Below are 20,617 nucleotides of genomic sequence, written 5' to 3'. Positions count from 1 at the left end.
TGAGATGGACGAAGGGCCCGGCACTCCAAGGAGTGCGCGGGCCCTTGTCGTTTCCAGCGGAGGGGAAGGCTACTTGTCGAGCTCGTCGACGAGCGCCGTCCAGTCGTCCTCACCGGCTTCGGGGGCGGTGGGCAGCTGCATCACCATGGTGCGCTCCGGGGCCTCCTCGTCCACGGGGACGGGGGTGGGCGCGGCGGCGGCCTTCTTCGCGGCGGGCTTGGCGGCGGCCTTGGCCGGGGGCTTGGCGGCGGCCGGGATGACCGGGTTCGCCTGGACGGTGGCGGCCAGGTGCTCCTCCTCGGTGGCCTTGGCGCCCTTCGCGGCGGGGGCGGCGGCAGCCGGGGCCTTCGTCTTGTAGCGGGCCAGCTCCAGCTCGGCGACCTTGAGCGCCTTGCTCTTCTCCTGGACGGACGTCTGGAGGCGGGCGACCTCCTGGGCCTTGATGGCCTCGCGGCGCTCGAGCTCCGCCTTCTGCTTGGCGTTGAGGTCCTCCAGCTCCTTGGCCTGACGGGCCTCCAGGTCCTTGCGGTCCTTCTGCGCGGTGGCGAGCTTGGCGGCCGCCTCGTTGGCCTTGGTCTCCGCCGCGGCGACGCGGGCGTTGAGGTCCTTCTCCGCGCGGGCGCGGGTGCTCTGGGCGTTCTCCAGCGCCAGCTCCAGGTCCTGGGCCTTCTTGGTGCGGGCCTGCAGCTGGGCCTGGGCGTCCTTGAGCTTCGCCTCCGTGTCGGCGGCGAACTTCTGGGCCTCCTGGGAGAGCTGGGCGATGCGCTGCTCCGCCTGGGCGAGCTTCGCGGCGAGGCTGTCCGACTGCTTCTTCGCCTCGGCGGCGGCGGCCTGGGCCTGCTGGGCCTGCTGCTGCGCCTGGGCCTGGGCCTGCTGGAGCTGTCCGGCCAGTCCGTCGCGCTCGCTGGTGAGCTTCTTCTGCTGGTTCGCGGCCTGCTGGAGCTGCCCGTCGCGGTCCGCGATGGCCTTGCGCGCGCCGTCCAGCTCGCTGGAGACGTTGGCGATCTGCTGGTTGAGCGCGTCCGCCTGCTTCTTCGCCTCGGAGGCCTGGTGCTCCAACTGGCCTTCCAGCTGCTTCACCTGCTCCGTGCGGGTGGTGACCTCGCGGTTGAGCACCTCCGCCTGACGCATCTTCTCCTGCGTCACGTGCGTGAGCTTGCGGAGCGTGTCCGACAGCTCCTTGCCCTTGGTGTCGACCTCGTTCTGGAGGAGCTCCTCACGGCGCTGCGACTCGTGGGTGAGCGTCTGGAGGCGGTCCTCCAGGTGGTGCCGCGCGTCCTGCGTCTGCGCGAGCGTGGAGGACAGCTGCGTGACTTCCGACACGCGGGTGCCCAGCTCGTGCTTGGTGACGATGAGCTGCTCGGCCAGGTCCTCGCCGTTGGCCTGGGCCTCGGTGAGCTGGCGCGTGAGCTCCGCCTGGGCGCTGGCGGCGGCCTGGCGGGACTGCGCGTGGGCCTGCTCCTCGCGGGCCAGCGCGTCCTGGGTGCTGGCGAGCTGGCCCTGCGTGTCGGCCAGTTGCTGCGAGGTGGCGTTCAGCTCCGCGGTGAGGTTGTCGCGCTCGCCGGTGAGGGCGTTGATGCGCGCGGTGGTCTCCTCCGCGAGCGCCGCGTGGGCGGTGCGCTCCGCGTCGTAGAGCCCCTGCGTTTCGGACAGGTCCGCGCGCAGCTGGCCAATCTGGCCGGTGAGGTCCTGCTCCAGCGCGTCCTTCGCCGCGTTGAGCGCCGCCAGCTCCGCGATGCGCGCGTCGCGCTCCTCGGTGGTGCGGGCGAGGAGGCCGTTGGTCTCCTGGAGGATGTCGCGCGTCTCGTTGAGCTCCGCGTCCAGCTCATCGCGGTGCGAGGTGACCTTCGCCAGGTCGGCGCGCGTCGACTCCAGGGTCTCCTGGGTCTGCGTGAGCGTCTGGCTGGTGGCCTCCAGCTCACCGCGCGTCTCCGCGAGCGTGCCCTCCGTGCTGGAGAGCGTGTTCTGCGTGTCGGAGAGCGTGGCCTCCGTGCGGGCCAGCGTGTCCTGCGTCTGCGCGAGCGTCGCCTCGGTGGTGGCCAGCGTCTGGCTGGTGGCCTCCAGCTCGCCCTGGGTGGACGCGAGCGTCCCTTCCGTCTGCGCGAGCTTCGCCTGCGTGTCCGTCAGCGTCTGGCTGGTGGCCTCCAGCTCGCCACGGGTCTCCGCGAGCGTGCCCTCCGTGCTGGAGAGGGTGGCCTGGGTGTCCGCCAGGGTCTGGCTGGTGGCCTCCAGCTCACCGCGCGTGGTGGAGAGCGTCTCCTCCGTCTGCGCGAGCTTGGCCTGGGTGTCCGCCAGGGTCTGGCTGGTGGCCTCCAGCTCGCCGCGGGTCTCCGCCAGCGTGCCTTCGGTGCTGGAGAGGGTGGCTTGCGTCTCGGAGAGGGTGGCCTCCGTGCGCGCCAGCGTGTCCTGCGTCTGCGCGAGCGTGGACTCGGTGGTGGCCAGCGTCTGGCTGGTGGCCTCCAGCTCGCCGCGCGTGGTGGAGAGCGTCTCCTCCGTCTGCGCCAGGCGCGTCTGCGTCTCGGAGAGCTGCTGGCTCGTGGCCTCCAGCTCGCCGCGCGTCTCGGAGAGGGTGGCCTCCGTGTTGGAGAGCGTGCCCTGCGTCTCGGAGAGCTGCTGGCTCGTCGCTTCCAGCTCGCCGCGCGTCTCCGCGAGGGTGGCTTCCGTGCTGGAGAGCGTGTTCTGCGTCTCGGAGAGCTGCTGGCTCGTGGCCTCCAGGTTGCCGGTCAGCTCGGCGATGCGGGCGTCGCGGTCGGAGACGTCGGTCTGCAGGCCCTCGATGGTGCCGTCGCGCTGGGCGACGGTGTCCTCGAGCGAGGCCACGCGCGCGGAGAGCTGTTCGCCCTGGCGCTGGGCCGCGTCCAACTGCTCGGTGAGCGCTTGAATCTGGCCGTTGAGGTCCGCCTCCAGGGCGTCCTTCGCCGCGCGCAGGTCCTCCAACTGGCTGGTGAGGTCCTGCTCCAGCGCGTCCTTGGCCTGCTGCAGCGCCTGGAGCTCCGCGGTCAGCTCGTTCTCGCGGTCCTCCAGGTGCGTCTTGACGGCCTCGACCTCGCCCTCCAGCTCACCGATGCGCTCGCGGTGCTGCTGGATGGTGGCGTTGAGCTCCGCCTCGCTGTTCTCGTTGCGGGCGATGGTCTCCTGCAGCTCGCGGTCGAGCGCGGAGATCTTCCCGTCCCGCTCCTCCAGGCGCTGCGTGAGGTCCTGCTCCTGCGCGTCCTTGTCCAGCCGGAGCTGGTCGCGCTCGCCGGTGACGCGCGAGATGTCGGACTCCAGGTCCGCCACCTGCTGCGTGAGGCGCTGCTCCAGCGCGGCGCGCTCGGCGTTGAGGCGCTCGATCTCCGCGTCCGAACGGCTGGCGTGCTCCTCCGCCGTGGTGGCCCGGGCCTCCAGGCCGCGCACGGTGGCGTCGCGCTCCTGCTCCGTCTGGGTCAGCCGCTCCTGGAGGGCTTGAATCTCCCCGCCCAGCTCGGCGTAGCGGTTGTCGCGCTCGCTGACGGTGCGGGACAGCTCGGACTCGAACTGGTCGCCGCGCTCACGCAGCTGGAGGATGTCCGCCTCGTTGGCGCGGACGGTGTCCTGGAGCTTCTGCTCCTTGACCTCGAACTCCAGCGTGACGACGCCGAGGTGCTTCTCCAGCTTGTCGAACTCGTTGCGCCAGGACTCCAGGTCCGCGCCGCGCCGGGCCAACTCCTCGTCGCGGAGGTTGACCTCCTTGCGCAGGACGTTGATGTCCTTCTCCTTGGAGGCGACGACCTCGATGAGGTCCTTCTCCGAGGAGAACTTCTGGAGGAGCAGGTCGTCGACGGTGGCGCCGTGCTCGCGCTCCTTCTGGACGATGGACTGCTGCGCGTCGTTGAAGCGGCGCAGCAGGTCGTCCACCTGCATCTTCAGGCCCTGCAGCTCCACGTCCTTCTCGTGGAGGCGGTCCTCGACGGAGAGCAGCTCGCGCTCGCGGACGCTCCAAATCTCCGACAGGCGCGCGAGCTGGGCTTCACGCGTCTTCAGTTCGTCCCGGAGGATCTGGATCTTGCCCTCGGGCGTGCCCATCAGCTCGCGGCGCGGGGGCGGGCGCTTGAGCTGACGCGACTCCGCCAGCAGCTCCGCCTTGCGGTCCGCGATGGACGAGAAGGCCCGGTCCATGAAGGACTTGTCCTCGTCCGTCATCGCGCTGCGGCGCTCGCGCTTGGGCAGCTTCGGCGGAGCGCCCGTGCGCACGCCGGGCATGGGCGGCGGGGCTTCGCGCGGGGCACCGGAGAGCGCGGCGTCCAGGTCCGCGTCGGACTCGTCGGAGCCGGGCGGCACGATGCCGGCGCTCATGGAGGCCAGCTCGCCCATCTCGAACGGGATGACGAGGTAGCCGTCCGCGGCGGCCGGCGTCTCACGGTGTTTGTTCAGACCCTCCACACCGGAGTCGGAGGAGAGCAGGAGGACCTTGAGGTTCTGGCCCCACTTGCCCTTCTTGATCTGCCCACAGAGGGCGAAGCCGGACTGGTCCGGCAGCTCCGCGCGCACGACGACGAGGTCGGGTCGGCGCTTCTCCAGCTCCCGCTGCGCGTCTGACGCAGTGGTGGCCATGGCCGTGTTGTAGCCCGCGCTCTTGAGCACGGAGGCCATGCTGAGTGCGAAGTCGTTCTGGCTTTCGACGATGAGGACGCGACGCTCCATGAAGCCCTTCACCCAGCAAAAAGTGCAGTGAAAACCGCCACATCCTATCGGGCGGGCGCAAGGCTTGGGAAGTTTCCGAGCGGTGCTCGGTCGGCTGCCTCACGAGTTCTTGCCGCGAACCGCTCCCTGGCCGACAGGGGGAACCGACCCGGGGGACACGCCTGCTTCCACATCCCGCCCGGGGAAGTTGGTGGGCGGGGTGTGCCGGGCAAAGCGGGCGCCCTCGGGGGGACAGTACCCGTGCGCCAACTGGGCGAACCACGGGTTGAGGGTGGAGTCGGGCGGCGCGGGCGGAGGACCCGGGTCCTCGGCGTCCGCGGCCTCCACGTCGAGCGAGTCCGCGTCGTGGACCTCGTCGGCGCCGATCTCCTCGGCCTCGTCCAGCGCCGCGCTGGCGTTGGCGGGCGTGTGCCCGGCGTCGTCGTCCAGGGACTGGGCCTCGTCGGCGGCGATCTCCTCCGGCTCGTCGTCCGAGGCCGAGGCCGAGGAGGGCTTCAGCACGGGCGGCGTGGGGATCAGCCGGGGCGGCGGTCCCTGGCGCGGAACGGGCGGCGGCGCGGCGGCGCGGGGCGGCAGCTGTGGCGGGCGGTCCCCGTCGGAGACGGAGCCTCCCCGGATGGGCGGCTTGTCGGACTCCGTGAGCACCGGAGGGCGGGAGGCGGGCCGGCCTGGATCCGCGGCGAGGCCGCCACGGATGGGCGGTTTGTCCGCGTCGGCCATGGGAGAGGGGGTGGGGAAGAGACGCGGGGGTTCAGAGGGAGCGGTGTCCTGCGACCGCTGCGCACGGCCGGCGTTCGTGCCGCGCGCCCCGGCCAGCAACGAGCGCATGGGCACGATGGGCGTGGGCGCGGGGGCCTCCTCCTCATCGCGCATGACGCCGGTCCGGCGCACGACGGGCGTGGGGGCCCGCTCCTCATCCTCGGAGAGGGAGGCGGGGCGGCGCACGATGGGCGTGGCCGCGGGAGGTTCGTCTTCCGGCAGGGGCCGGCGCACGACGGGCGTGGGCGCGGGGGCCTCATCTTCTGAAGCCGGCCTGCGGACGACAGGCGTGGGCGCGGGGGGCTCGTCCTCGGAAGCCGGCCTGCGGACGACGGGCGTAGGGGCGCGTTCTTCTTCCTCGGCGGCCGGCCTGCGCACGACGGGCGTGGGCGCCGGCGTGCGGGTGTCGTCTTCCGCGACCTCCACCGGCCGGCGCACCACCGCCGTCGCTCCAGAGGAGGCATCCTCGGAGGCGCGGGCCTCCGCATCCGGCTCCCCGGCGTCGTCCCCACCGGCATCCTTCAAGCCGAGGGCCTTCACCAGGGGGCTCGTCACCATCTCCGTGGGCGGCGCCGGCTCCGAGCCATGGCCTCCCAGCGGTTCCGGCTCCTCGTCCTTCGCGGTGGCGCCGGGCGTCTGGGGCGCGGCCGCGGGCTCCGCAGGCGGCGTGGCCTCCTTGCTCTCGGGGGCCGGAGCGGCCTTGGCGGACTCGCGCAGCGGCAGGCCCATGACCATGGGCACTTCGTCCGGCCGCATGTCCGGCTCGGTCTTGACGAGCCGGGTGTCCATCCCGTCGTCCAGGGCCATGCCCATCACCACGGGCGCGTCCTCCGCGCCATCCTTCGCGGGGGGCGGGGCGGCTTCGTCGGACGTGGCCTGGGCCGCGGGCTTCGCGGGCGGCTTGGGCGCCGCGGGCTGGGACGCCTCCGGCATGCCCAGGCTCGCGAGCCGGTTCGTGGGCGTGCCCGTCATCGTGACGTCGGGCGGTTCGCTGGCGGCCTCGACCGGAACGTGGCCGCGCTTCTCCAGCAGCGAGTCGTAGAGGTCCAGCAACTGGCCCCGGATGAGGCCGGCGTCCAGCACCTTCTCCGCGAACGCGCGCCCGGCCTTGCCCAGCGCCACGCGGCGGGGCACGTCGCGCGCCAGGTCCAGGATGCGCTCGGAGAGGGCGCGGGCGTCGCCCGGAGGGAAGAAGATGGCCGCGTCCTTCGGAATCAGCTCGCGGGTGACGGGCAGGTCCGCGGCGATGACCGGCCGGCCGGCGGCCAGGTACTCGGAGACCTTGGCCAGCGGTCCGCCCTGGAGCCGGTTGCGCTCCGAGTCGTCCAGCGGCAGCACGCCCACGTCCGCCAGCGCCAGCACCTTGACCAGGTCGTCGTGCGCGACGGGCGGCTGGAAGTCGACCTTCTCCTTGATGCCCAGGTCGTTGACCAGGTCCTCCAGGTGGGGCTTCCAGTCCGGATGGTGCGCGCCCACCAGCGTCAGGCGCACGTCCACCTGCTGGGCCGCGAGCGCGGTGGCGCGCAGGAGGGTGGGCAGGCCCTGCCAGCCCACGTGGCTGCCCAGGTACATCATGCGCAGGGGCGAACCGTCCGGGGCGCCGAGCACCTCCGGGTCGTACGGCTTCAGGTCCACGGGCGCGCGAATCGTCCGCAGCTGGTCCTCCGCCGCGCCCAGCCCCTGGATGAACGCGCGCGTCGTCTGCGAGCCGGTGACGACGAGGTCCGCGTTCATCAGGCAGAACAGCTCCTGGCGGCGGATCTTCGACAGGAAGCGGCGGTCGCCGTCCGTCTGGGGATGGGTGTAGCGCAGCTCCTGGGACGGGAACGTCTGCGCCTCATAGATGAGGCGGTAGCCGTAGTCCGCCTTCAGCTCGCACAGCGCGTACCCGCCGAAGGGGTCCGTGAAGTGGGCGAGGGCATAGTCCTCGCTTTCGAGCTGGCGGCGCACGGCCCGTTCAAAAGACTGGATGCGCGACGCCAGGTCCCCGGAGCCTACCGGGACGCGGAGCAGCCGGGCGCCCTGGTACTTCTCGATATGGGAGTGGTCGGGCGTCTTCGCCGACAGCACCACCACGGAGAAGCGATCAGGCAACGCCTTCAGATACTCGGTCAGTCGGCGTGAGGAGCCAGACGGGCCGGGGATGACGTCGAAGCTGCACAGGAGAAGTCTGGGCAGGTCACTCAAGCGGTCGCAGGATACTTGGACAGGGGTGAGGTGTCATCGGGTGTGACGGATGAAGAAGGGGGTCGGCGGAACAACACATCCCGTGACGGATGCGTTGACCCCCTGTATGCCGCGTCATAACGAGGCGAGGTGTCCATGGATGAGCGGAAGGGCGTCACCGTGAGCTACCTGCGGCAGCTGGCCCGGAAATACCTCCGGGAGGGAGCTGGCGCGTCCCGCGGGCGGGAGCTGGTCTCCTCGCTGGCCGAGCGCATTCCCGCCCTGGGGCGGCTCGCGCGCATGGCCGGGCTGGCGACGTCCCGGCGCGGCTCGGGTGACGTAGGCGGGGAGGAGCGGGCCCTGGATTCCGGCCCGGCGGATTCCCGCTCCGCCAAGGGCCCGACGTCCGGGTCCGTGCCCCTGCCTTCGCCTGAGAGCGCCACCGCGCCGCAGGCACGAGAACTTTCCGAGGAGCCCATCACGGAGCCCAGCGGAGGCCCCAAGACGCGGCCCGCGCGCGTGGTGACGTTCCCCGCCCGCGGGAAGGCGCGCCGCGACCCGGACGAAGAGGACACGCTGTCCTTGTCGCCGGAAGCGCCCACGCCGCGCCCATCGAGCGCCCCCAAGGAGGACCCGCCCGCCGCCGCGCCGCCCGCGCCCGAGCCGCCGCATGCCGCCGAGCCCCTGGTCGAGGGGTTCTTCGTGACGAAGATGGCGGGGGAGAAGGAGGCGCGCCGCCATCACTTGTTGGAGGAGCACGCGCCGCGCCTTCCTCCGGCGGACGCGTCGCCCGAGCGCGACGAGCACCTGGCCATGCTGCCCCTGGACTACCAGGACGACGCGATGGTGCTGCTCGCGAGGGATCCGCACACGCTCTTCGTCTTCTGGGACTTCAGTGACGCGAGCCGGAACCGGGCGCTGGACGACCTGCCGGCGCCGCGCGCGGTGATGAAGGTGTTCGACGGCGAGGGCGTGTCGCGCGAGGTGGACTTCGCGCTGGAGTCGCGCAGCTTCTATCTGCAGGGCATGACGCCCGGGCGCACCTACCGGGTGGAGGCGCACTTCGTCGGTTCGGATGGCCGGTCGCGCCGCATCGGACATTCGTCCAATCGGGCCACGTTGCCGCCCGCGGGGCCGTCGGCGGACACGTCCATCCGGTTCCTGCGCATGCCGCCTCCGCCGGTGGTGGACCGGTCGCGCGAAGCCGTCCCTGTGGCGGCGTCCGCGCGTGTTCCCCGGGTGGAGGAGCGCGAGTACGTCACCTGGCGCCGGGTGCAGTTGCCCGGGAGCGCCGGGGTGGTGGACGTGCCGGAGGTCCACCGCGAGCGCACCGAGGCTTATGTCGATGCGCCGCGCGTCCCGGGAGCGTCGGACCAGCGCTACGTGGAAGAGGCGTATCTGGAGAGCGTGCCGCGAGCGCCTGGGGCGTCGGATCAGCAGTATGCGCGCGTAGGGGAGGCGACGCTTGGTGAGGGCGCGGTGCTGGCCCCGTCCCGCGCTCCCGGGGCGTCGGATCAGCGCTACCTGGCCGTGGAGCTGGCTCCGGGCGCTTCGGACCAGCGCTATGACGTGGCGTCTCCGTATCTGGAGGTGCCGCGTGCACCGGGTGCTTCGGATCAGCGCTACGACATGGCGTCTCCGTATCTGGAGGTACCGCGAGCGCCGGCCGCTTCGGATCAGCGGTACGGTGAGTCACTGCTGCCGGGTGGCGTTTCGGAGTACCGCTATCTGGAGGTGCCGCGTGCACCGGGCGCTTCGGACCAGCGGTACGTGGCGGGAGGGCAGGGGACCCAAGGCGCGCAGCCTGCGCCGGGGACTTCGGACCAGCGCTACCTGAGCGTGCCTCGTGCCGCGGGCGCTTCGGATCAGCGGTATCTGACCGTGCCTCGCGCGGCGGGTGCGTCGGACCAGCAGTACTTGAGTGTCCCTCGTGCCGCAGGCGCGTCGGACCAGCGGTATCTGCCCGTGGAGCGCGCCACGGGCGCATCGGATCAGCAGTACCTCACGGTGCCGCGTGCGGCTGGGGCTTCGGACCAGCGGTATCTGTCGGCGGAGCGCGCCACGGGTGCTTCGGACCAGCAGTACCTGACCGTGCCTCGGGCGGCGGGCGCTTCGGATCAGCGCTACCTGTCCGTGGATCGCGCCACGGGCGCGTCGGATCAGCAATACCTGACGGCGCCCCGGACGACAGGTGCTTCGGATCAGCGCCACCTGCTCGTGGATCGCGCTTCGGATCAGCTCGGCGCATCGCGTGCGGCCGGGGGCTCGGATGCCTGGTCTCCAGAGACGCCTCGCTCACAGGGCGACGTGCTCGAAGCGCGGGACCTCTCGTCGTCGCGTCCTGCTGCGCAGGCTCCAGGTTCGGTCCTGTCCGCTCCATCAACGCAGGAAATGGCCTCCACGGATTCGTGGCGGCCCACGGAGCCCGAGCCTCCCAAGGACCCATGGGCCTTGAGCGTGGCACGTGGTCCCTCCGCGTCCGAACAGCGTGCCCTCGACAAGGCCCGCGAGGCCGCGCGACGAGCCGCACTGGCCTCCGTGCCCGTGAGCCCTTCGCCCGCGACGGTGGAAAGCCCCGCGGCCCCGAGCGCCGCCTCCGCCAAGGCCGAGGCTCCGAGCACTCCGCCCGCGAAGACGGAGGCCGTGAAGCCCCCGCCCGCCGCGCCCGCGAAGGCGGCCCAGAAACCATCGGAGCCCAAACCCTCGGGCTCCAAGTCCTCCTCCAAGTCCCGGCCCTCGCGCCGTGGACGGAAGTGAACCCGCACGGCTTCTCCGACCGACCTATGAGCCTGGGCTCCCTCGCGCTGGTCCTTCACGCGCACCTGCCGTTCGTCCGCCATCCCGAATACGAAGACTTCCTCGAGGAGGACTGGCTCTACGAGGCCATCTCCGAGACGTACCTGCCGCTGCTGCGGGTGTTCGACAGGCTGGTCGAGGACCGCGTCCCCTTCCGGGTGACGATGACGCTCTCGCCCACGCTCGTGTCGATGCTCAACGACGACCTGCTGCGGGAGCGCTACGCCAAGCGGCTGGATTCGCTCTGCGAGCTGGGCGCCCGCGAGGTGCACCGCACCCGGGACGACCCCACCTTCCACCCGCTGGCCGTCTTCCACCGCGACCACTTCGAATCGCTGCGGCTCGCGTACCACAACCACTACCGGCGCGACCTGGTGGCCGCGTTCCGCAGGCTCCAGGACTCCGGCCACCTGGACATCCTCACCTGCAACGCGACCCACGGCTTCCTGCCGCTCATGCAGCAGACGCCGGAGGCCGTGCGCGCGCAGGTGACGGTGGCCGCGAACCACTACCGCCAGAACTTCGGCCGCGACCCCGCCGGCATCTGGCTGGCCGAGTGCGGCTACTACCCGGGCCTGGAGCGCATCCTCTCCGCCGAGCGCATCCGCTACTTCTTCGTGGACACGCACGCGCTCACGGACGCCACGCCCCGCCCGCTGCACGGCCCCTACGCGCCCATCTTCACCGAGCCCGGCGTGGCCGCCTTCGCGCGCGACCCGGAGAGCAGCCAGCAGGTCTGGAGCACCGAGCACGGCTACCCCGGCGACCCCGTCTACCGCGAGTTCTACCGGGACATCGGCTGGGACCTGGACCTGGACTACATCCGGCCCTTCATCCAGCCCACCGGCGACCGCAAGAACACCGGCTTCAAGTACTTCCGCATCACCGGCAAGACGAACGACAAGCAGCCCTACAATCCGGCCGCCGCCCGCGAGCGCGCCTGGGTCCACGCGGGCAACTTCCTCTTCAACCGCGAGCGCCAGTTCGAATACCTCGCGTCGCGCATGGGCGGCCGCAAGCCCGTGGTCGTCGCGCCCTATGACGCGGAGCTCTTCGGCCACTGGTGGTTCGAGGGCCCCCACTTCATCGACGCCCTCATCCGCCAGGCCGCGCGCAACCCCAGCCGCTTCACGCTGATCAGCCCGCTGGACGACCTGCGCGAGCACCCCGAGAACCAGGTGGCCACGCCGCCCCTGTCGTCCTGGGGCGCGGGCGGCTACGCGAACATGTGGCTGGATGGCACAAACGACTGGATCTACCGGCACCTGAACCATGCCGCGCGGCAGATGGTGGAGCTGGTCCGGGACTTCCCGGACGCCTCGTCCCTCAAGCGCCGGGCGCTGAACCAGGCCGCGCGCGAACTGCTGCTCGCGCAGTCCTCCGATTGGGCCTTCATCATGAAGACCGGCACCATGGTGGACTACGCCGTGCGCCGCACGAAGGAGCACCTCCAGCGCTTCCTGCGCCTGCACGACCAGGTGCGCGCCGGAACCGTGGACGAGTCGTGGCTGTCCCACGTGGAGGGCCGCAACAACCTGTTCCCCGAGCTGGACTACCGCGTCTACCGGCCCGGTTGAGCGGTCCGGGAACAGGCGGCCGGGCCGGGGGTTCACCTTCCGTCACCGGACACGGTCGTTCCGGTTGCGGGGCTTCGTTTCCGCTTTAGGTTGAGGAAATCCATGACCCACACGCTCTCTTCGTCCCGTCGCAAGCTCGTGGCCGCCGTGCTGGTGTTGGCGTCGCCCACGCTCGCCCTCGCGCAGGCTCCCGCTCCCCAGCCGGCCGCGCCCAAGACGCAGCAGGCGGTCACCGGTCAGGCCGGCAACCTCCAGCCCGCCACGCGTGAGGCCCAGTCGCTGGCCTCGCTGGCGCCCCTGGTGGAGTCGGTGAAGTCCGCCGTGGTGAACGTGGACGTGCAGGCTCGCCCTGAGGTGCCGGAGGGCATGGAGGACAACCCGCTCTTCGACCGCTTCTTCGGAGGCAACGGGCGGGGCCGCGGTGGCCGCAGCGAGCGCGAGCAGATCCGCCAGGGCGCCGGGTCCGGCTTCATCATCGACCCCAAGGGCCTGGTGCTCACCAACAACCACGTCATCGAGGACGCGGTCACCATCACCATCCGCCTGGACGACGGCCGTTCGTTCACGGGCGAGGTGGTGGGCCGCGACCCGCTCACCGACGTGGCCGTGGTGAAGATCAAGGAGAAGGTGGATCAGCTCCCCTCCGTGAAGCTGGGGGACTCCGACGCCGTGCGCGTGGGCGACTGGGTGCTGGCCATCGGCAACCCGTTCGGCCTGGCCTCCAGCGTGAGCGTGGGCATCCTGTCCGCGCGCGCCCGTGAGATCGGCGCCAGCGTGTACGACGACTTCCTGCAGACGGACGCGGCCATCAACCCCGGCAACTCCGGCGGCCCGCTCTTCAACATGAAGGGCGAGGTGGTGGGCATCAACACCGCCATCGTCGGCGGCGGCACGGGCATCGGCTTCTCCGTGCCCAGCAACCTCATCAAGGCGCTGCTGCCCCAACTGGAGAAGGAGGGCGCCGTCACGCGCGGCTGGCTGGGCGTGGGCATCCAGCCCCTGACGCGCGAGCTGGGCCAGGCGCTGAAGCTGTCGGTGAGCGAGGGCGCCATCCTCACGCAGATCACCCCCGACTCCCCGGCGGCGAAGGCCGGCTTGAAGCCGGACGACGTGGTGGTGGCCGTGGACGGCAAGCCGGTGCGCTCCGACAGCGAGCTGACCCGCACCGTGGCGCTCAAGAAGCCCAACAGCGTCGCCACGCTGACCCTCTACCGCGACGGCAAGAAGCAGGACGTCAAGGTGACCATGGGCACCCGGCCGGACCTGGAGGGCCTGTCCAAGAAGAAGCCGTCGGCCAACGACGAGCAGGACAGCTCGCGCCGCGTGGGCGTGTCCCTGCAGGACCTGGATGCCCGCACGGCGTCCCAGGCGGGCTTCACCGAGCGCGCCGGCGCGCTGATCACCGACATCGTCCCGGGCTCGCCCGCGGACCGCGCGCAGCTGACGCCGGGCATGCTGGTGGTGGAGGCGAACAAGAAGCCCATCGCGAGCGCGAAGGAGCTGGCCGCGGCCATCCGCGCCGCGCCCAAGGGCAGCACGCTGCTCCTGCGCGTGGCCGGCCCGGGCGGCGGACGCCTGCTGCGCGCGCTGACCGTGCCCTGAGCGGGCACGGCAGGGCCTGGGGACTTCAGTTCAACGGCTTGAACACGGGGGTGGACGAGTATCGATGAGCGTCAACTACGTCTCGTTGGGTGACAGCACGGCGGTGGGGGTGGGGGCGTCGCAGGGCGGGGGCTATCCCGACCGGCTCGCCTCCCGCCTCCGGAAGGACGGCCTCCCCGTGGGCCATACCAACCTGGGGCAGAGCGGTGCGCGCGTGCGCGACATCGTCAACAACGCCCTCAAGCGCGTCGTCGCGTTGCAACCCACGCTCATCAGCTTGGGCGTGGGCACCAACGACATCTGGCGCGGCACCGAGGTGGCCGAGTTCCAGGACGACCTGGACCGCATCGCCCGGCGGCTGAAGCAGACGGGCGCGTCCATGGTGGTGGTGAACCTGGCGGACATGGCGCTCGCGCCGGTGGCGAAGATGGTGCCCAGCGCGCTGTACGAAGGGCGCATCGAGCCGTTCAACGACGCCATCGCCACCGTGGCCCGCGCGCACGGGCTCCACCTGGTGGACCTGTACACCGCCAGCCGGGAGATGATCCCCCGGCGCCCGGACTTCTTCTGCTCGGATGGCTTCCACCCGTCCGCGGAAGGCTACGAGGAGTGGGCGGACCTGATGCTCCCCGTGGTCCGCACGCTCGTGCGGCGGTAGGCAGCAGGACAGGGCGCCTTCAGGCCTTCGCGATGCCCGTGGGAGCGGGCGGCGTGGAGGGCGCGTCCGTGGGCGGCGTGCTGATGCTGCGCTCGCGGCCGGGGTGGACCTCCATGCCGGGCTCGAATGCCGTCACGCGGTTGCGGCCCGTGCGCTTGCTGCAATAGAGCGCCGAGTCCGCGCAGTCCACCAGCGTGTCCTGCGCCGTCGCGTCCGTGGGGAAGTGCGAGACGCCGATGGACACCGTGACGTGGCCCCCGGGCAGCCCCGGACGGCTGAGCGTGACGGAGTCCGCCACCGCGCGGCGCAGCGTCTCCGCCACCTCCACCGCCGTGGCCTTGGACACCTGAGGCAAGAGCAGCACGAACTCCTCGCCGCCGTAGCGCCCCAGCGTGTCCACCTTGCGCGCACGCGTCCGGAGCACGTCGGAGACCCGGCGCAGCGTCTCATCCCCGGCGCGGTGCCCGGCCAGGTCGTTGAGCCGCTTGAAGTGGTCCACGTCCACCATCAGCAGCGCCATCGGCACGCCGAAGCGCTGGGCCCGCGCCAGCTCCAGGTCCAGCCGCTGGAAGAGGTGGCGGCGGTTGGGCACGCCCGTGAGCGCGTCCGTCAGCGTGAGCTTCACCGTCTCCGCGTGCAGGCGCGCGTTCGTCACCGCCGTCGCGGCCTGGTCGGCCACCGCGGTGAAGAGCTCGATCTCCTCCGCGGAGATGCTCGCCGTCTCCGGGCGCTGGAAGTTGATGACGCCCAGCAGCGTGTCCGCGTGCACCATGGGCACCGCCAGCAGCGAGCCCTGCTCCGAGCCGCCGCGCAGCCCGCGCCGCGCGAAGATGCTGGTGCTGTCCGTGAGGTCCGGCAGGTACACGGCCTTGCGCGCCTGGGCGGCCCGGCCGCACGCGCCCTCGCCCATGGCGAAGGTGTGGCCCTCCAGGCCCCGGCCCTGCGGCCACGCGTGCTTCACCTCCAGCAGGCCCTCCTCGTTGAGGAGCATGATGGAGAAGTCCGGGATGTGCAGCCGCTCCACCACCATGCGGGTGATGCGCGACAGGAGCTCGTCCAGCTCCAGCGTGGTGTTGAGCGAGCGGGCCACGTCGAACAGCAGCGACAGCTCCGTCAGGCGCTCCTCCAGCTCGTCCTTCAGCGCCAGCTTCTCCTTCACCAGTTGCAGGTCGCGGTGCGTGTCGATCTCCTCCACCTTCATGGAGGTGAGCCGCGCGAGCATCTGGTTGAAGGCCGCGCCCAGCCGCGAAATCTCATCCGTGCCCCGGGCCTCCGCGCGCACCAGCAGGTCGCCGTCCGCCGCGCGGCCCATGGCCTCGCTCAGCCGCTTGAGCGGCGCGGTGAGCACGAAGCGCAGGGACAGCCAGGTGACGAGCCCCAGGATGCCCACGAAGAGCACCATCGCGCCCAGCGCGTCCTGGAACACCGTCTGGAGCTGGCGGGTCAGCGCGGGCTCGCCCATGCGCACCTGCAGGACGCCCATGCGCTGCGCGGCCTCGCCAGTGTGGCAGCCGGAGCACTCCGGACCGCCCAGGGGCCGCACCACCTCCGTGCCGCGGTCGCTGGAGCGCGCCGTCTCCGGCCCCGTCGCGGACAGCCGTGCGGCCTCCGGGTGCGGGTGGCCCTGCTCCGCCGGCCGCCGGCTCCAGCGGATGCGCCCATCAGGCGTCAGGATCCGCAGGTCCTCCACGGAGCGGAACAGCCGCGTGTCCGATGACAGCACCTCCGCCACCGCGCCATGCGGTGCCGCGCCCGGCGTCTGCGGCAGCGTAAAGGTGGAGGCCACCGCCTCCGCCAGCGCGAGCGCCTCCAGGTGCGTGCCTTCCCGCACCGCCTGGCGTGCCTCGCGCGAGAAGTGCCCCACGCCCAGCAGCGCCACCACCAACCCGGGCAGCGCGATGCTCCACAAGAGCTTCCTGCCAATCGTCTCGGAACCGAGGGCCATGTGCGGGGCGCAGTGTGCTCCGGACTCTCGCGTTCTGTCCGCGAGCGCCGGAGGGTGAAATTGTCAGGGGCATGACACGCCCTGTCAAACGTACTGGCGTCGAAATATTGAAACGGGGGTGTTGTTCCCCGGCATGTTCCTGTTTTCACGGGCTGTACCCGTGACACGGTGGCGGTACTCCCGAAGCCGCCGCCGAAAAGAGGAGTTCCCGCCATGTCCACGCCCCAGTTCCTCACGTCCGCGCTGCTGCCGGTGCCGCACGGCTTCGCCACGCGCGCGGGTGGGGTGTCCGAAGGGCCCTACGCGTCGCTGAACCTGGGCTTCTCCGTGGGCGACGAGCGCCCCCGCGTGGAGGAGAACCACCGCCGGCTGGCCCGGGCGGCGGGAGCGCAGGTGGGCGCGCTGTGCCGGGTGTCGCAGGTGCACGGCGACACGGTGCTGGAGGCGCGCGGCGAAGCCGACGACGTGCTGCGCCCGACGCTGGGCGAGGCGGACGCGCTGTGGACGGAAGGGGAGGGCAGTTGGGTGGCGGTGGGCACCGCGGACTGCGTGCCGGTGCTGATCGTGGATCCTCGCGCCCGGCGCGTGGCGGCGGTGCACTCCGGCTGGAAGGGCACGGACCTGGAGATCAGCGCCCGCACGGTGGAGACCCTGGTGGCGCGGGGCAGCCGGCCGGAGGACCTGCTGGCGGCGGTGGGCCCCTGCATCCAGGCCTGCTGCTACGAGGTGTCCCCGGAGTTGGGTGACCGCTTCCGCGCGCGCTTCGGCCCGGAGGTGGTCCGCGCGGGGGACAAGCCGCACCTGGACCTGCCACGCGCGGTGAAGGCGTCCCTCTTGAAGGCGGGACTGAAGCCGGCGCACGTGGACGTGCTACAGGCCTGTACGGCGTGTGATCCGGACCGGTTCTTCTCCCACCGCCGGGACGCGGGGCGCACCGGGCGTCACCTCAACTACGTGCTGCACCGCTTCTAGCGGAGGCCCGCCGGGGTCGTTTTCTTGACGGTCTCCGACCGGCCTTCCTATCCTCGACGTGGAATTCCCTCCGTCCAGGCTCGTGCCGGTGCGTCCCTTCCTCTTCCGCCTGTTTGCCGCCGTCGCGCTGTCCGCGCCGACCGCCTGCGCCACCACCGCTGCCTCGCAGTCGGAAGTGGGCCGGCTGGAGGCGGAGGTGCGCACGCTGCGCGCCTCCCAGGCGTCGCTGCTGGAGCGCCTGGAGCGGCTGGAGAACCGCGACGCCGTTTCGCGCGCCCGCACCGCCGCCCCGGCCCCCGCCGCATCCCCGAAGGCCACCGCGAGCTCGAAGCCGGAGGCCGCCTCGCCGGAAGCGGGCGAGGCGCTGAGCCTGGCGCCGGCGGAGCTGACGGTGGTCCGGCTCAAGCCGAAGAAGGAACCCGCGCCGCGCATCAACACGGCGGTGGCGGTGATGGAGCCGGACGCCGACCAGATGGAGATGTTCATCTCCCCGGTGGAGGGCTCGAACGGGACCGGCTCCGTGGGCGCCATCAGCGCGATGGGCTCCACGACGGCCGCCCGCATGGAGCCGCCGGAGAAGGATCTGGACATCCTCGACGCCGAATACGAGCGCGCGGTGGCCATGCTGCGCACCGGCAACGTGGAAGGCGGCGTGGAGACGCTCACGCGCTTCGCGGCGGAGAACCCGCGCCACCCCAGGGCCGACAACGCGCTGTACTTCAGCGGCCTGGGCCAGATGGGGCTCAAGGACGCGGCCGGCGCGGCCAAGACGTTCGAGAAGCTCATCAAGAACTACCCCGCCGGGGACGCCGTCCAGGACGGCATGCTCCGGCTCGCGGAGTGCCGGGTGCGGCTGAACCAGGCCGTGGATGCCCGTGCCCTCTATACCCGCGTCGTCACCCAGTTCCCGGGGACGGCCGCCGCCACGCAGGCGGAGCAGCGGCTCGCCGCGCTCTCGCCTTGAGACCTTTTGTGAAAGGACGTCGTCCGATGCGCTCCCGGATCCTCGCCTCCCTGCTCGTGCCCCTCACCGTCGCGCCGGCATGGACGGCTTTCGCCCAGGACGCGCAGGAGGAAGAACCCCAGCCGTCCTCCGAGACGGAAGGGCAGGACATCTCCGACGACGTGGAGCAGCGCCCCACCTCCGTCACGCTGCCGCCCGGCGCCCCGCAGGGCCGTGAGAGCGCGCCCGGCCAGGTCCACACCGTGGAGACGGGCGACACGCTGTGGGACCTGTCCCAGCGCTACCTGGGCAGCCCCTGGTACTGGCCCAAGGTCTGGTCCTACAACCCGCAGATCGCCAACCCGCACTGGATCTACCCGGGCAACAACGTGAAGTTCTTCCCGGGCGGCGAGGAGGTCCCCGCGCGCGTGGAGGGCGGCGACCTGCCCTCCGACGACGTGGCGGCGCCCACGGACGTGAGCGGCGGCAGCCTGGTGTCGGTGACCGGGAAGATCGGCTTCGACCCGTCCAAGTCCAGCGCGGTGACGACCAAGGGCTTCGTGACGACGCGCGAGCTGGACGAGGCGGGCCGCATCGAGGGCTCGACCTCCGAGGCGCTGATGCTCTCCGCTCCGGACAAGGTCTACCTGCGCTTCAAGAAGCGCGGGTCCGCCAAGATTGGCGACCGCTACGTCATCTTCCACACCGTGGAAGAGGTGAAGCACCCGGTGACCAACGCGCGCACGGGCTACCTCACGGAGCTTTTGGGCACGGTGCAGGTCGTCGCCATCAACAACGACGTCGTCACGGCGCGCATCATGGAGACCTGGGACCCCATCGCCCGCGGCGACCTGGTGGGCCCCTCCAGCGAGAAGCTGTCGGAGCGCGTCGCCCCCAAGCCCAACAGCAAGGAGATCCCCGGCTTCGTGCTCACGCCGATGACGCCGGGCCAGACGCTGCTGGGCGAGCACAACTTCGTCGTCGTGGACCGCGGCACCGCGGACGGCGTGCAGGTGGGCAACACCTTCACCATCGAGCGCCGCGGCGACCCCAGCAAGGACGTGCTCGGCCGCAGCGACTACAAGATGGGCGACTCGGGCAAGGGCCAGAACGCCTACCCCTGGGAGGCCGTGGCCCAGTGCATGGTCACGGAAGTGCGTGAGCGCACCTCCAACTGCCTGGTGACCCGCTCCATGGTGGAGATCTCCGCCGGCGACCGCGCCACCATGCGCAAGGACGGAACGCCCACCGCCAGCCGCTGAACGCGGGCGGCGATCGGCAGGAATGCTGCATTCCGGCCGCCCGGGAAGGGCGGGTCGCTTGACCCCCGAAGAACCGGTGTTATGTGTCACGCCCCTCCCGGGACCACCTCTATATAGGTGGGAATCAGGCGGGGGACGGCATGGCGGACACGAACACGGACACGCACCTACACTGGGACGAGCAGCGCGCCACCCTGGCGCTCTGGGCCATTGCGGGCCTGGGGCCCCGGACGTTGGACGCCGTGCGCGCGTTCGCCGGTGGGGCGCTGTCCCGGCTCGCGTCCACGCCCGTGCGGGACTGGGTGGCGGACGCGCCGGTGCCCTCGACCGTCCGCCAGCGGCTGGCCACCGTCGCATCGCTGGACGCCCTGGCGTCCCGGACGGAGGAGGCCTGTGCGCGGACGGGGCTCCAGGTGGCCTTCGCGGGCTCACCGGCCTATCCCGCCCGGCTGGTGGGGCTGGAGGACGCGCCTCCGCTGCTCTTCTTCCTGGGCAACCCGGGGCCGCCCCGGCGCAGGCTGGCCATGGTGGGCAGCCGTCACCCGGATCAAGGCTTCCTGCCGTTCGCCCGCACGTTCGCCCGCAAGGTGGCGGAGGCCGGGGTGGGGGTGGTGTCCGGCGCGGCGGAGGGCGTGGACCGGGCCTGTCACTGGGGCGCGCTGGATGTGGGTGGGGAGACGTGGGCCTTCCTGGGCTCCGCGCTGGACGCGTTGGACCCCGCCCAGGCTCGGCTGCTGCCCCACTTCCTCGAGCGGGGCGGGGTGTACTTCAGCGAGCTGCCGCCCGGAGTCCGGGCGAGCACGACGACCTTCCCCCGGCGCAACCGGCTCATCGCTGGCGCGTCGGATGCGGTGCTGGTGATGCGGGCGGGGGAGGGTTCCGGGGCGCTGTACACGGCGGAGGCGGCGCGGGTGCAGGGCCGGCCGGTGTTCGCGCTGCCCGGGGACGTCTGGCAGCCGGCCGCGGCGGGCTGCAACGCCCTGCTGGCGGACGGGCGGGCCCGGGCATGCACGTCCGCGGAATCGATTTGCGCGGTCGTGGGCGTTCATCCGGTCCGTGCGGTCCCCGCAGGGCGGGACAGTGGGTGGTGGGAGGCGTTGTCGGCGGAAGCGCGCGGGGCCTATGGGCTGTTGGACCGGGTTCCCCGTTCGTTCGACGAGGTGCTCGCCGCGAGCCCGCTGTCACCCGCGGCGCTCACGAGCGCCCTGGTGGAGTTGGAATTGTCGGGGCTGGTGGTCCAGCACCCGGGTAAACGGTACGAGAAGGTCTAGAGGC

The 20,617-nt window shown here is 71.7% G+C and carries 11 protein-coding genes; 8 read left to right on the top strand and 3 right to left on the bottom strand.

From position 1 onward, the window contains the following. Positions 1-69 precede the first annotated feature (69 nt). Positions 70-4,662, bottom strand: a complete 4,593-nt coding sequence (locus tag ACX114_RS25340) for a response regulator (protein ID WP_459288596.1) — start codon at positions 4,660-4,662, stop codon at positions 70-72. A 99-nt stretch (positions 4,663-4,761) separates the two neighbouring features. Then, the gene (locus ACX114_RS25335; protein ID WP_459288594.1) at positions 4,762-7,608 is read right to left on the bottom strand and encodes a glycosyltransferase family 4 protein; all 2,847 of its coding nucleotides are present in this window, start codon (positions 7,606-7,608) and stop codon (positions 4,762-4,764) included. 135 nt (positions 7,609-7,743) lie between these two features. Here ACX114_RS25335 and ACX114_RS25330 point away from each other — a divergent pair, with 135 nt between their 5' ends. The 4 genes from ACX114_RS25330 to ACX114_RS25315 all read left to right on the top strand — a co-directional run bounded on the left by ACX114_RS25330 (position 7,744) and on the right by ACX114_RS25315 (position 14,220). Next, a complete protein-coding gene (locus ACX114_RS25330; protein ID WP_459288592.1) occupies positions 7,744-10,344 on the top strand; it encodes a DUF4912 domain-containing protein in 2,601 nt (866 codons plus the stop codon). A gap of 26 nt (positions 10,345-10,370) precedes the next feature. After that, the gene (locus ACX114_RS25325) at positions 10,371-11,960 is read left to right on the top strand and encodes a glycoside hydrolase family 57 protein (protein WP_459288590.1); all 1,590 of its coding nucleotides are present in this window, start codon (positions 10,371-10,373) and stop codon (positions 11,958-11,960) included. Between the two features lie 102 nt (positions 11,961-12,062). Next, a complete protein-coding gene (locus tag ACX114_RS25320; RefSeq protein WP_459288588.1) occupies positions 12,063-13,562 on the top strand; it encodes a trypsin-like peptidase domain-containing protein in 1,500 nt (499 codons plus the stop codon). Positions 13,563-13,626: 64 nt separating this feature from the next. Further along, positions 13,627-14,220, top strand: coding sequence for an SGNH/GDSL hydrolase family protein (locus tag ACX114_RS25315; RefSeq protein WP_459288586.1), 594 nt, complete (start codon positions 13,627-13,629; stop codon positions 14,218-14,220). Between the two features lie 19 nt (positions 14,221-14,239). Here the strand turns inward: ACX114_RS25315 and ACX114_RS25310 are convergent, their stop codons facing one another. Next, complete coding sequence (locus ACX114_RS25310; RefSeq protein WP_459288584.1) at positions 14,240-16,165, bottom strand: GGDEF domain-containing protein; 1,926 nt, start codon at positions 16,163-16,165, stop codon at positions 14,240-14,242. A gap of 213 nt (positions 16,166-16,378) precedes the next feature. Between ACX114_RS25310 and pgeF the strand changes: the two genes are divergently transcribed. From pgeF to ACX114_RS25290, 4 genes are all read left to right on the top strand, one after another. Then, positions 16,379-17,137 carry a peptidoglycan editing factor PgeF gene (pgeF, locus tag ACX114_RS25305; protein WP_459288582.1) on the top strand — a complete coding sequence of 253 codons (759 nt, stop codon included), beginning with the start codon at positions 16,379-16,381 and terminating at the stop codon, positions 17,135-17,137. Positions 17,138-17,225: 88 nt separating this feature from the next. Then, a complete protein-coding gene (locus ACX114_RS25300) occupies positions 17,226-18,101 on the top strand; it encodes a tetratricopeptide repeat protein (RefSeq protein ID WP_459288580.1) in 876 nt (291 codons plus the stop codon). Between the two features lie 26 nt (positions 18,102-18,127). After that, positions 18,128-19,342: a LysM peptidoglycan-binding domain-containing protein gene (locus ACX114_RS25295; protein WP_459288578.1), complete on the top strand. Its 1,215-nt coding sequence runs from the start codon at positions 18,128-18,130 to the stop codon at positions 19,340-19,342. A gap of 140 nt (positions 19,343-19,482) precedes the next feature. After that, positions 19,483-20,613 carry a DNA-processing protein DprA gene (locus ACX114_RS25290; protein ID WP_459288576.1) on the top strand — a complete coding sequence of 377 codons (1,131 nt, stop codon included), beginning with the start codon at positions 19,483-19,485 and terminating at the stop codon, positions 20,611-20,613. Positions 20,614-20,617: the final 4 nt, after the last annotated feature.

The organism is Corallococcus sp. M7 (assembly GCF_054512695.1).
This window is presented reverse-complemented; position numbering and strand designations above follow the sequence as displayed.